Consider the following 12139-nt stretch of genomic DNA (forward strand, 5'->3'; position numbering starts at 1 on the left):
AGTGGGCCGGTGCAGCTGAGACGACGAGGGTTTCTCGCAGTCGGCGCCTCGATGGCGGCGGGTGCCGTCCTCGGCCTGTCCGGGTGCACCGGGCCAGGATCCTCGAAGCCCTCGGAACGCCCCACGAGCACGACTCCGTCTGCCGCCGACCAGCGGGCGGCCGCCGAACTCGCCGCGATGAACCTGGAACAGCGGATCGCATCCATGCTGATGCTGCACGCTCCGGGCACCGACCCGGGCACCCTCCGGGCGTTCGTCGAGCGGTATCAGCCGGGCGGGTTCATCATCATGGGCGACAACGTGCCGGGCCTCGCAGGGCTGCCCGCGGTGACGAGCGCCCTCAGCCCCGACCCGACCATGCCGCTGCTCATCGGCATCGACCAGGAGGGCGGCGATGTCCGGCGCATCGACGAGGACGTCTTCGCCGCTGCCGACACCCTGAAGTCGCAGCCGCCAGCTGCGAGCGAGGAGGCGTTCCGCCAACGCGCTGTGATGCTCGCCGGTGCCGGCTGCACCGTGAACTTCGGCATCGTCGCGGACGAGACCGCCGATCCGAGCTCCTTCATCTACGACCGTGCCCTCGGGACGACGCCGGACGCCTCGGCGGAGCGGGTGGCCGCGGCCGTCCGTGGTGAGCGGGGTGCGGTGCTGAGCACGCTCAAGCATTTCCCCGGCCATGGACAGGCCCCGGGGGACTCCCACTCGACGGTCCCGACGACCGCCATCGGTGCCGCGGACTGGGCTGCCACCGACGCCCTGCCGTTCATCGCCGGTATCGAGGCCGGGGCCGAGGTCGTGATGTTCGGCCATCTGGTCTACTCAGCGGTGGACGCCGCACCGGCGACGCTGTCGGCGGCCTGGCACGAGCGCCTCCGGAACGACCTCGGCTTCACCGGTGTCACGATCACCGACGACATGCTCATGCTGCAGCACACGGGTCTGCCGGAGTACCAGAACCCCTCGGAGAACGCGATCCGCGCCGTGGCCGCCGGCAGCACGATGCTGCTCTACGTCCTCGGGGCCGACCCGTCGTCGACCGGTGTCGACCCGGCCGTGCTCGTGGCCGACATCGCCGCCGCGGTCAGGTCCGGGAGGATTCCGGAGTCGACGGTCGCCGATGCGGCGCACCGACTGCTGCGCGTCCGGCTCGGCCTGCCGTCGCTCCGGCCGATGTCGCGCTGATGTCGGTGAGGAGAATTTCTCGGGGATGCGGGAATAGCTCCCAGGTCCGTGCGTTTGAATAGAACGTGGCGCGAGCGCGCCGCACATCGACGCAAGGAGTACCGCATGACCGACACCCTGACGATTCCCGGCTACAAGGTTGGCACCTGGGAGGTCGACGCCACGCACAGCGAGGTCGGCTTCAGCATCCGCCACATCATGGTCTCGAAGGTCAAGGGCAAGTTCGAGCGCTTCAACGCGACGTTCGTCACGCCGGAGAACCCCCTCGAGACGAAGATCACCGCGTCCGCCGAGGTCGCATCGATCAACACGAACCAGGCCGACCGCGACGGTCACCTCCGCACCGGCGACTTCTTCGACGCCGAGACCTACCCGACGATCGACTTCGTCTCGACCGGCGCCCGCGCCAAGGGCGACGACTTCCTCGTGGACGGCGACCTCACGATCAAGGGCGTGACCAAGCCCGTCACCTTCACCGTCGAGTTCGGTGGCTTCGCGACCGACCCCTACGGCAACTACAAGTTCGGCGCCACGGCGACCACCAAGATCAACCGCGAGGACTTCGGCCTCACCTACAACGCGGCGCTCGAGACCGGCGGCGTGCTGCTCGGCAACGACGTCACGATCACCATCGAACTGCAGGCCGCGCACCAGGCGTAGTCCCAGCACGTCGAAGGGTCGGTGGAGCATCGCTCCACCGGCCCTTCGTGTATCCGGCCGACTCAGGTCGGTTCGCCGACGATCTCGTCGCGCACGCGACGGAGGTCCTCCATGAGCGATCCGATGAGGATCCAGTGCTGGGGGTGCGGGCGGGCGATCACGAGGGGAGCGGTCAGCGCCGGGATCTCCGCGGTCTCGGTCGGCGGCTCGTCGGACGCGGCACGATCGTTCACCAGCAGCCTGAGATCGTGGGCCGCCCGCGTCAGCTCGACGGCGATGTCCGCCACCGTCGGCTCCTCGTGCAGGGTCGGGTCGTCGTGGTCGTGCACCGAACGCGCCATGCCCAGCGTCCTCGTGACCACCGGCTCCAGTCGACGCAGCAGCAGGCGCTGACGGTCGAGCTCGTCACGGTGCCTCGATCGACGAGGGTTGAGCAGCAGGCTGTCATCGCCTTCCTTCACCGCGGCGATCGCCTGGTCCCGCAGGGGCTTCAGCGCCCGAGCCTCCTGGAGCAGCGCCACCAGCTCCGCGTCCGAGTTCGCACGCGTGAGTGACGTGGCGAGATGGTCCAGGGTGTCGGCGCACGCGAGCGCGAGGGTGGTCACCGCCGCCTTCGCAGGAGCGAGGAGCACCGGTGCGACGAGGACGACGTTGACGAGGAGTCCGATGCCCGCACCGAGCACGGTCTCGACGATCCGCGCGACCGCGTAGTCCGGGGTCGCCGCGCCGATCGACAGCACCAGCATCGCGCTGATCGGAATCTGGTTCGCGGATCCGGGCCCGAGGCGGAGGACCCATCCGAGCAGGATGGAGATGACGATGGCCAGGAGCACGATCCAGGCGGAGTGTCCGAAGACGATCCCGATGGCCGTCGCGAGGATGACGCCGGTGATGACCCCGAGGCTGCGCTCGAGCGCCTTCCCGAACGACTGGTTGACGCTCGGCTGCACCACGAGGATCGCCGCGATGGCGGCGAAGACCGGGAGCTGGCCCGGGATGATCGTGATCGCGACGATCCAGGAGGCGACGGCGGCCAGCGCCGTCTTCAGCACCTGGAGCAGGGGCAGCCGCGATCTGGTGCGCAGGACGGGGACGACGGACATCGGTGCCGTCAGAGCTTGTCGTGGAGCTGGTCGAGCAGTTCCGCGCCGTTCCCCGCGTAGACCCAGGGGGCGCCCGCGTGCTGGGCGCCGACCTTCGAGCGTCCACCGGCGAGTACCGCCTCACCGGGGGAGAGCTGGCGGATCGCCACGGCGGCGACGCGGTCGGGGTGGCGTTCCTCGAAGCTCCGGTAGAGGGCTTCGTCGTGCTGTCCGTCGTCGCCGACGAGGAGCCACCGCAGACGGGGGAAGTCCTCGGCGAACCGCTCGAGGTTGTTCCGCTTGTGCTCGCGGCCGCTGCGGAAGAAGCGGTCGTGCGTCGGACCCCAGTCGGTGAGGAGGAGGGCGCCGGCGGGGTAGAGGTTGCGCGAGAGGAACCGGGTCAGCGTCGGCGCGACGTTCCAGGCGCCGGTGGAGAGGTAGATGATCGGGGAGCCCGGGTGCTCGCGGGCCGTGCGCTCGAGGAACACCGCCATGCCGGGCACCGGTGTCCTGGCGTGCTCGTCGAGGACGAAGGTGTTCCAGGCCGCGACGAGCGGGCGGGGGAGCGCCGTCACCATCACCGTGTCGTCGATGTCGGACACGATGCCGAACTCGATGTCGTCGGCGACGATGAAGACCGGCGCTTCGACCGGGTCGCTGCCCTCCGAGCTCAGTCTGAGGGTGTGCCAGCCGGGGGTGAGCGATACCTGGACCACCGCGTCGACCACGCCACCTCGGTCGCCCGTGACCGTGTGACGCTGCCCGTCGACCTCCACCTCGACCGTCGGGTCGGCGATGCTCAGCGCGAAGAAGCTCTTCCAGCCGCGCACCTTCTGCTGCGGTTGGACGGTGGTCTTGCCCGGTTCCGCCAGGACGACCCTGGCCAGGACACGGATCCAGGACGTCGATCCGTAGCCGGTGAAGGGGATGACCGCCGCCTCGCGTCCGTGCCGCCTCGCACGACGCTGGCGGCGCAACTGGACGGCGTCCTCCATCCGTGCGGCGAAGTGCCGGATCTGCTCGGCGGCGTCGGAGGAGGCCGTTGGACGATCGTCGGATGCCTTCACCCGTTCAGTCTGTCATGCCGGTGCGTCCGGCCCGCCGTCTCGCGGCGATGAGGGTCGTCTGCTACTGGGGCGTCGAGCCGTCGTCGGGTGGTGTCGCGTCCTCCTGGGCCAGCATGTGTCGCTCCTCGTTCCGCTGGAGGAGTCGCTTCACGACGAGGACCACGACGGCGAAGACGACGATGATGCCGACGAACACGTAGCCCGCCCAATGGAGGCGGTCCGACAGCTCGCGATAGCTGCCCGCAGCCAGTGCGCCGACGGAGACGTAGGCCGAGGACCAGATGACGCAGGCGGGCAGCGTCCAGGAGATGAAGCGTCGGTAGCTCATCGTGCTCATCCCGACCGTGAGAGGGATCAGCGAGTGCAGGACCGGGAGGAATCGCGAGATGAAGACGGCGATGCCACCCCGCCGGTCGAGGTAGCGCTCGGCACGGGCCCAGTGCCGCTCGCCGATCCGTCGGCCGAGTCTGCTGGCACGGATGCGCGGGCCGAACCAGCGGCCGAGCGCGAAGCCGACCGACTCGCCGATGAGCGCGCCGGTGATGACGACGAGGATCATCGAGATCCACTGGACGGGTCCGACGACGGCGGTGCTCGCGACGATGACGACCGTGTCGCCCGGGACGACGAGGCCGACGAGGACCGAGGTCTCGAGCATGATGCCGACGCCGGCGAGGATCGTGCGCGTCACGGGGTCGACGCTCTGCACCAGGTCGAGCAGCCAGCCGAGCACGTCGTTCACGGCTCAGAGCCTACTGCCGTGGATGTGTGAGCGGCTCGGAAACCCCTGTTAGGACACCCTTGGATGTGTGGTCTGACCACAGGCGTGAAGTCCTGTACGATTGATCTCGACGACATGGATCGAAGCCACGGGGATGACCACCCCGATCGGGCCGCACCTGCGCCGCCTTCCCTGGATGCCGCGAAAAATGGAGTGTTCATCGTGAACGACCTTCTCGACCCGCTACTGCTGTCCCGATGGCAGTTCGGCCTCACCACCGTCTACCACTTCATCTTCGTGCCGCTCACCATCGGCATGGCGGTGACGGTCGCCGGGTTCCAGACCGCGTGGGTCCGGACCGGCAAGCTGCACTACCTGCAGCTCACCCGATTCTTCGGGAAGATCTTCCTCATCAACTTCGCCATGGGCGTCGTGACGGGCATCGTCCAGGAGTTCCAGTTCGGCATGAACTGGTCCACCTACTCCAGGTTCGTCGGCGACGTCTTCGGCGCCCCGCTCGCACTCGAGGGCTTGCTCGCGTTCTTCCTCGAGGCGACGTTCATCGGACTCTGGATCTTCGGCTGGGACAAGCTGTCGCCGAAGCTCCACCTCGCCACCATCTGGATCGTGGCGCTCGGCACCGTGCTGTCGGCCTACTTCATCATCGCGGCGAACGCCTTCATGCAGAACCCGGTCGCCTTCCGGATCAACGAGGAGCGCGGCCGCGCCGAGCTCACGAACATCTGGGAGCTGCTGACCAACAAGGTCGCCCTGGCCGCCTTCCCGCACACGATCTTCGCGTGCTTCATGGTCTCCGCAGCCGTCATCATCACCGCCGCCGCCTGGCACCTCGCCCGGGGCCAGCACGTCGAGGCGATGCGCCCGGCGCTCAAGGTCGGTGCGTGGAGCATGCTTCTCGCGGGTGGTGCCACCATGCTCGCCGGCGATCAGCTCAGCCTGGCCATGGTCGAGACCCAGCCGATGAAGATGGCGGCTGCGGAGGCGATGTACAACACGGCGAGCGGTGCCGACGCCTCGTTCTCGATCTTCACCCTCGGCACGCCCGACGGCGTCCACGAGCTCTTCTCGATCCGTATCCCGTACCTCCTGTCGTTCCTCTCGACCCACACCTTCGACGGCACGGTGGAGGGCATCAACGACCTGCAGGCGCAGTACACCCAGCTCTACGGTCCGGGCGACTACTCGCCCGTCATCTGGGTCACCTACTGGGCGTTCCGCTGGATGATCGGTCTCGGCCTCGCCTCGATGCTCGTCGCGGCCGCCGGTCTCTGGTTCACCCGCAAGGGCCGCGAGCCGAAGCGCTGGATGTGGCGCGTCGCGGTCTGGGCCGTCCCGATGCCGTTCCTCGCCATGACCATGGGCTGGGTCTTCACCGAGATGGGCCGCCAGCCGTGGATCGTCTTCAGCCTGTTGAAGACGGAGGACGCGGTCTCGCCGAACACCACTGGGCTCGACGTCCTGATCTCGTTGATCGCCTTCACCGTCGTCTACGGGTCGCTGCTCGTCGTCGAGTTCGGACTCCTGAAGAAGACGATCAAGGCCGGGCCCGACCCGATCGAGCTGTCCGAACCCGACGAGGACGGCGTGCAGAAGCCCGCCGCCCCCGCGACCACGGTCTACTAGGAGCGCATCATGGACCTCACGATTCTCTGGTTCTGGATCATCGCCGCACTGTTCGTCGGCTACTTCGTCCTCGACGGTTTCGACTTCGGCGTCGGCATGACGATCCCCTTCCTCGGGAAGGACGAGACCGACCGCCGGATGCTCATCAACACCATCGGGCCGGTCTGGGACCTCAACGAGACCTGGCTGATCGTCGCCGGGGCGAGCCTCTTCGCCGCGTTCCCCGAGTGGTACGCGACCTTGTTCAGCGGCTTCTACCTCCCGCTGCTGTTCATCCTGCTCGCGCTCATCATCAGAGGGGTGTCGTTCGAGTACCGGCACCAGCGGCCGGAAGCCTCCTGGAAGCGGCGCTTCGACCTCATGATCATCGTCGGCTCGGCCCTGCCGGCCTTCCTCTGGGGCGTCGCCTTCGCGAACATCGTCCAGGGCGTCCCGCTCGATGCCGACCACAACTTCACCGGCACGCTCTTCACCCTGCTCAACCCGTACGGCATCCTCGGGGGTCTCACGACGCTCGTGCTCTTCTTCGCCCACGGAGCCGTGTTCGCCTCGCTGAAGACCGAGGGCGACATCCGCGAGCGCGCCCGCCGCCTCGCGAGCCGAGCCGGGCTCGTCGCCATCCTCCTCGCCGCGTCGTTCCTCGGGTGGACCGTCCTCGCGCACTTCTCGCTCCCGGTGCTGATCCTCGCGGCCATCGCCGCGGTCTCGCTCATCAGCGCCTGGTTCGCGAACAGCCGAGGGCTGGAAGGCCGTGCGTTCGCGCTCATGGCCGTGACCGTCGCCGCGGCCGTGCTCACCCTGTTCACCGCGCTCTTCCCAGCGGTGATGCCGGCGAGCAACGACCCGGCGAACAGCCTGACGATCGCGAACGCCTCCTCGACGGAGTACACCCTCACGGTGATGTCGTGGACCGCCCTGATCTTCCTGCCGCTGATCCTCGCCTACCAGGGATGGACGTACTGGGTGTTCCGCAAGCGCATCACGCGGAAGCACATCGAAGCCGCCGCGCACTAACCTGTCATCGTGCGCCCCCTCGATCCGCGACTGCTCCGCTATGCCCGCGGAGCCCGGTCGGTCCTCGGACTCGGCGCGGTCATCGCGCTCGTCCAGACCGCCTGCACGCTCGGGTTCGCCTGGTTCGTGGCCCAGCTCGTGTCCCGGTCGATCGCGGGGGATCCGGTCGAGGAGCTCCTGCCGTCGCTCTGGCTGCTGATCGGCATCGTGGTGCTGCGTGCCGGGACCGTCCTGGCATCCGACTCGGTGAACGCCCGTGGCTCCGCGATCGTCCGCAGTCAGTTGCGGCGGGCCCTCGCGGGCGCGTTCGAGACGCTCGGGCCGGGGTGGGTCTCGCGTCGGAGCTCCGCCGCACTGACGACCGTGGCGGGCCGCGGGCTCGACGCCCTGGACGCGTATTTCGGTCGCTATGTCCCGCAGCTCATCCTCACGGCGATCGCCATGCCGATCATCGCGGCGGTGATCTTCATCCAGGACCCGCTCAGCGGCATCACGGTGATCGTGACGCTCCCGCTCATCCCGGTCTTCATGATCCTCATCGGATTCGCGACCCAGGCGGTGCAGCGGCGCCAGTGGGAGACCCTGGCCCACCTGTCGCGCGGGTTCCTGGAGCTCGTCGCGGGCATGGCGACCCTCAAGCTGTTCGGACGGCAGCACCGGCAGGTGCAGCGGATCCGAACCGTCACCGAGGAGTACCGCGTCGAGACCATGAAGGTCCTGCGGTTCTCGTTCGTGAGCGGCTTCGCCCTCGAGCTGCTGTCGAGTCTCGCGGTCGCCGTGGTCGCGGTCGGCATCGGCCTGCGGCTTCTCGACGGCTCGCTCCTCCTCGGAACGGGGCTCTTCGTCCTGATCCTGGCCCCGGAGGCCTTCCTGCCACTGCGGAACGTCGGTGCGAACTACCACGCGGCTGCCGAGGGCGTCACCGCCGCCGACGAGGTCTTCGAGATCCTCGACGAAGCGAAGGCCGTGCGCGAATCGCCGTCGGCTCCTGATCAGGTCGGCGATTCGGCAACGGTCGGCGACTCCGCTCGCCGGACGTCTGGCCTGGTACTCGACGGTCTCGGCGTGCAGTACGACGAGCTGCGGGTACTGGACGACCTCGACGCGACGTTCCCGGCCGGCGTGGTGACGGCTGTCGTCGGCGCCAGCGGAGCCGGGAAGACGAGCATGGCGTCGGCGATCCTCGGATTCGTGAACGCCACCGGATCGATCCTGCACGACGGCGGACGCGTGCCGCCCGCGCCCGGCGGACGACGCTGGCTGTCGTGGGCCCCGCAGCGTCCGGTCCTCATCGCGGGGACGGTCGGCAGCAACGTCGCGCTGGGCGACGACGCCCCTGACGAGGCGCTCATCGTCGAGGCGTTGTCGGCACTCGGGCTGTCCGCGCTGCCGCTCGGACACCCCATCGGCGCGGTCGGCGACGGCGTGAGCGGTGGACAGGCGCAACGGATCGCGATCGCGAGGGCCCTGTACCGACTGCGGCGCACCCCAGTCGATGCTGGAACGCCGGTGCTGCTGCTCGATGAGCCGAGCTCGGCGCTCGACGCCGCGTCCGAGGAGCTCGTCATCGACGCCGCGCGCGGCGCCGCTCGGGCCGGGGCGGCCGTCATCGTCATCACCCACCGACCGTCGATCGTCGAACACGCGGATGCCGTGCTCGAGATCCGCGTGCGGTCGGAACACGTCCAGGACGACGAGGTGATGCTCCATGGATGAGCGCGTCCGACAGATCATCCGACTGGCGCAGCCGCCGGCTCGCCGCTTCGTCCCTGGTCTCCTCGCCGGGATCCTCTCCGCTGGGGCCGCCGTCGCCCTCCTCGCTTCGAGCGCGTTCCTCATCACGAAGGCCGCCGAGCAGCCCTCGATCGTCGAGCTGGGTGTCGCGGTCGTCGGGGTGCGCGCATTCGCGCTGGCCCGGGCGTCCTTCCGGTACCTCGAACGCCTGCTCAGCCACGACGCCGCATTCCGTCAACTGGCGCAGCTGCGCGCCGGCATGATCGAACGCGTCATCCCGGTGGCTCCCGATGGACTGCAGCTCACCGGTCGGGGCGACCTCCTCACCCGCCTGGTGACCGATGTGGACGAGCTGCAGAACGTGCCGTTGCGGGTCGTCCAACCACTGGTGGTCTCGGGTGTCGTCGCCGGAGCCTCCGTCATCCTCACGACCGCGCTGCTCCCGGCCGCCGGGATCGCGCTCGCGGTCTGCCTCGTCGCGGCCTTCCTCGTCTCGTGGTTGCTCGTGAGCCGGGTGGCGGCGCGCGCCGAACGCGAACTCGCGCCGCTGCGCGGTGCGCTGTCGGAAGCCCTGCTCGAACTCGTGACCGGTCTCGACGTGCTGACCGCCTACGGCGCGGTCGACGCCGCGCGGGCACGGATCGAACATGCCGACGCGGCACTCACGCGCGCGATGGTGTGGCGGGCCGCGGGCGCCGGGGTTGCCGGCGCCGTCCTCTCCCTGGCTTCCGGGGCGTCCGTCGTCGCGGCGCTCTGGGCAGGCATGCCGGCGTTGGGAACGATCGGCGGCCCCGCGCTCACCGTGATCGTCCTCGTCCCGCTCGCCGTGTTCGAGGTCTGCGCGATGGTGCCCCTGGCTTTCGGGGCCTGGCGGGAAGCGGTCGCGAGCGCCGAGCGCGTGGCGGACGCGGTCCCGAGCGAGCGCCCACGCGAGATCCCGGACGAGGACACCGGCAGCATCCTCACGCCGACCTTCGACGGCGTCATGCTCGAGGCGGAGAACCTCAGCGCACGGTGGCCCGGGAGCACGGCGGCGGCGCTCGCACCGATCAGCTTCCGGCTGTCGGCCGGCGACCGGCTGCTTGTCGAAGGTGACAGCGGAGCCGGGAAGACCACCCTGGCGCACGCCCTCGTCCGCTTCCTCGAGTACGAGGGTGGGTACCGCGTCGGCGGTGTCGAGGCACGCGACCTCCGCCCGGATACATTGCGCGAGTCGGTCGGGCTCGTCGAGCAGCGTCCGTTCCTCTTCGACGCCGACATCCGCCAGAACCTCCTCTTCGCCAGGGACACGGCCGACGACGCTGAGCTCGAGGCCGTGCTGGAGCGGGTCGGGCTCTCGTCCTGGCTCGCCGAGCGCGGCGGGCTCGACCGCCCGGTGGGGGAGCACGGCGCGCTCGTCTCCGGGGGGCAGGCGCAACGCATCGCCCTCGCCCGTGCGCTCCTCCGCGAGTTCCCCGTGCTCGTGCTCGACGAGCCGACCGCCAACGTCGATCCCGAGCGCGCGACCGCCCTGCTCGAGGACCTGCTCGGTGTCGCGGGATCCGAGGGTCGTGCGGTCATCGTGATCTCGCACACGCCGGTTCCCGACGACCTCGTGACCGGTCGCCTTCGGATCGTCGCGCCGCCGATCGCGGCCGTCGGCTGATGCGATCCACCGGAGCGCGCCGGCAGGTCCTCCTCCCGGCCTGGTCCGAGCCGGAGGACGTCTACCGACGCGTGTTCGCTGACGAGCCCTGGGCTGCCTGGTTGGATTCGGGCCAGGGCGCCCGGACCGGCGTCAGTCTCATCGGGCGCGGGACCGAACGCCTCGTGGCGGACGTCCGGCTCGGCACGGTGAAGCGCGTCAGCCCGGTGGCCGCCTCGGTCGACCGGACGACGATGCTCGACGCCCTCCGTACCGTGCGTGCCGACGACGACCCGGGCGATTGGGTCGGGTGGTTCGGCTACGAGTCGGGGGCCGGTCTCGTCGGGGTTCCGGCACACGCGGCCGCCTCCCCGGACGCGCTCTTCCTGCGCCTCGACGACCAGGTGCGGTTCGACCATGCGGCGCGGACGGTGACGATCTCGTCGGACGATCTCGACTGGATCGCGACGACCGTCGAGCGGTTGAGTACGGCGACCGAGCCTCCTCCCGTGGCCGAGGCGGCCGGCGGGGTCTGCGCGCCCCGTCACAGCGATGCGGCATACGTGCGGCTCGTCGAGCGGTGCCAGGAGCACATCACCCGTGGGGACGCCTACCAGCTGTGTTTGACGAACCACCTGCGCGTCGACGGGGTCCACGACCCGCTGGCGACCTATCTGCGGCTGCGCAGGACGAGCCCCACGCACCACGGCGGCTTCCTCCGGTTCGGTTCGATCAGTCTCGCGAGCGCGTCACCGGAGCAGTTCCTCGAGGTCTCGGCCGACGGCCGCGTCCGGACGAAACCGATCAAGGGGACCCGGCCGAGAGGTGCCGATCCCGAGGAGGACGCCCGTCAGCGCGCCGATCTGCTCGCGAGTCCCAAGGAGCGCGCGGAGAACCTCATGATCGTCGATCTGATGCGGAACGACCTCTCCAGAGTCTGCGAGCTGGGTTCCGTCGCGGTCACGGCGCTCCATCACGTCGAGAGCTACCCGCAGGTGCACCAACTCGTCAGCACCGTCGAAGGACGGTTGCGCGGAGGGCTGGACGCGCTCGACGTCGTCGAGGTCGCATTCCCGGCCGGATCGATGACCGGGGCCCCGAAACGCCGGGCGATGGAACTGCTGTACGACCTCGAAGCGGGACCCCGCGGGGTGTACGCCGGTGCCTTCGGCCTGCTGGCCGCGGACGGATCGATGGACCTCGCCATGGTCATCCGCTCGATCGTGATCGATCCGCAGGGTGCGTCGGTCGGCACGGGTGGTGGCATCACGGCGCTGTCCGACGCCCGGGAGGAGCTCGAGGAGACGTGGACCAAGGCGGCGGCCCCGCTGGCGGCACTCGGCGTCGGACGTCCGCCTGCCGAATCCCGGTAGGCTTGACCGTTGGACGGAGCGCCGTCGTGCGCTCCAGC

10 protein-coding genes are annotated in these 12139 nt (G+C 69.5%); 7 read left to right on the forward strand and 3 right to left on the reverse strand.

The annotated features are described in order from the left end of the window. Nucleotides 1–9 precede the first annotated feature (9 nt). Both IFR14_RS09845 and IFR14_RS09850 read left to right on the forward strand, forming a co-directional pair. Nucleotides 10–1182: a glycoside hydrolase family 3 N-terminal domain-containing protein gene (locus IFR14_RS09845; RefSeq protein ID WP_342365675.1), complete on the forward strand. Its 1173-nt coding sequence runs from the start codon at nucleotides 10–12 to the stop codon at nucleotides 1180–1182. A 105-nt stretch (nucleotides 1183–1287) separates the two neighbouring features. Continuing rightward, a complete protein-coding gene (locus IFR14_RS09850; RefSeq protein ID WP_079705738.1) occupies nucleotides 1288–1842 on the forward strand; it encodes a YceI family protein in 555 nt (184 codons plus the stop codon). A 62-nt stretch (nucleotides 1843–1904) separates the two neighbouring features. Here IFR14_RS09850 and IFR14_RS09855 read toward each other — a convergent pair whose 3' ends face one another. From IFR14_RS09855 to IFR14_RS09865, 3 genes are all read right to left on the reverse strand, one after another. Next, a complete protein-coding gene (locus IFR14_RS09855) occupies nucleotides 1905–2945 on the reverse strand; it encodes an FUSC family protein (protein ID WP_191940933.1) in 1041 nt (346 codons plus the stop codon). Nucleotides 2946–2953: 8 nt separating this feature from the next. Continuing rightward, a complete protein-coding gene (locus IFR14_RS09860; protein WP_191941295.1) occupies nucleotides 2954–3919 on the reverse strand; it encodes an App1 family protein in 966 nt (321 codons plus the stop codon). 133 nt (nucleotides 3920–4052) lie between these two features. Next, nucleotides 4053–4733: a VTT domain-containing protein gene (locus IFR14_RS09865; protein ID WP_191940934.1), complete on the reverse strand. Its 681-nt coding sequence runs from the start codon at nucleotides 4731–4733 to the stop codon at nucleotides 4053–4055. Nucleotides 4734–4934: 201 nt separating this feature from the next. Here IFR14_RS09865 and IFR14_RS09870 point away from each other — a divergent pair, with 201 nt between their 5' ends. Genes IFR14_RS09870 through pabB form a run of 5 tightly spaced genes read left to right on the forward strand, consistent with a single transcriptional unit; the run spans nucleotide 4935 to nucleotide 12101 of the window. Then, nucleotides 4935–6356: a cytochrome ubiquinol oxidase subunit I gene (locus tag IFR14_RS09870; protein ID WP_079003899.1), complete on the forward strand. Its 1422-nt coding sequence runs from the start codon at nucleotides 4935–4937 to the stop codon at nucleotides 6354–6356. 9 nt (nucleotides 6357–6365) lie between these two features. Further along, nucleotides 6366–7370, forward strand: coding sequence for a cytochrome d ubiquinol oxidase subunit II (gene cydB / locus IFR14_RS09875; RefSeq protein WP_064295578.1), 1005 nt, complete (start codon nucleotides 6366–6368; stop codon nucleotides 7368–7370). Nucleotides 7371–7379: 9 nt separating this feature from the next. Next, nucleotides 7380–9086 carry a thiol reductant ABC exporter subunit CydD gene (gene cydD / locus IFR14_RS09880; RefSeq protein ID WP_191940935.1) on the forward strand — a complete coding sequence of 569 codons (1707 nt, stop codon included), beginning with the start codon at nucleotides 7380–7382 and terminating at the stop codon, nucleotides 9084–9086. After that, nucleotides 9079–10749 (forward strand): thiol reductant ABC exporter subunit CydC, encoded by a 1671-nt coding sequence (cydC, locus tag IFR14_RS09885; RefSeq protein ID WP_191940936.1) that lies wholly within the window; start codon nucleotides 9079–9081, stop codon nucleotides 10747–10749. The genes cydD and cydC overlap by 8 nt, the downstream gene beginning before the upstream one ends. Next, nucleotides 10749–12101 carry an aminodeoxychorismate synthase component I gene (gene pabB / locus IFR14_RS09890; RefSeq protein ID WP_191940937.1) on the forward strand — a complete coding sequence of 451 codons (1353 nt, stop codon included), beginning with the start codon at nucleotides 10749–10751 and terminating at the stop codon, nucleotides 12099–12101. Before cydC ends, pabB begins: the two co-directional genes overlap by 1 nt. Nucleotides 12102–12139 lie beyond the last annotated feature (38 nt).

Source organism: Plantibacter sp. CFBP 8775 (assembly GCF_014839505.1).
Lineage (GTDB): Bacteria > Actinomycetota > Actinomycetes > Actinomycetales > Microbacteriaceae > Plantibacter > Plantibacter auratus.

Coding starts and splice junctions, on each gene's coding strand:
- IFR14_RS09850 (WP_079705738.1), top strand. CDS start 1,288: ATGACCGACACCCTGACGATTCCCGGCTACAAGGTTGGCACCTGGGAG.
- IFR14_RS09855 (WP_191940933.1), bottom strand. CDS start 2,945: ATGTCCGTCGTCCCCGTCCTGCGCACCAGATCGCGGCTGCCCCTGCTC.
- IFR14_RS09860 (WP_191941295.1), bottom strand. CDS start 3,919: ATGGAGGACGCCGTCCAGTTGCGCCGCCAGCGTCGTGCGAGGCGGCAC.
- cydB (WP_064295578.1), top strand. CDS start 6,366: ATGGACCTCACGATTCTCTGGTTCTGGATCATCGCCGCACTGTTCGTC.
- cydC (WP_191940936.1), top strand. CDS start 9,079: ATGGATGAGCGCGTCCGACAGATCATCCGACTGGCGCAGCCGCCGGCT.
- pabB (WP_191940937.1), top strand. CDS start 10,749: ATGCGATCCACCGGAGCGCGCCGGCAGGTCCTCCTCCCGGCCTGGTCC.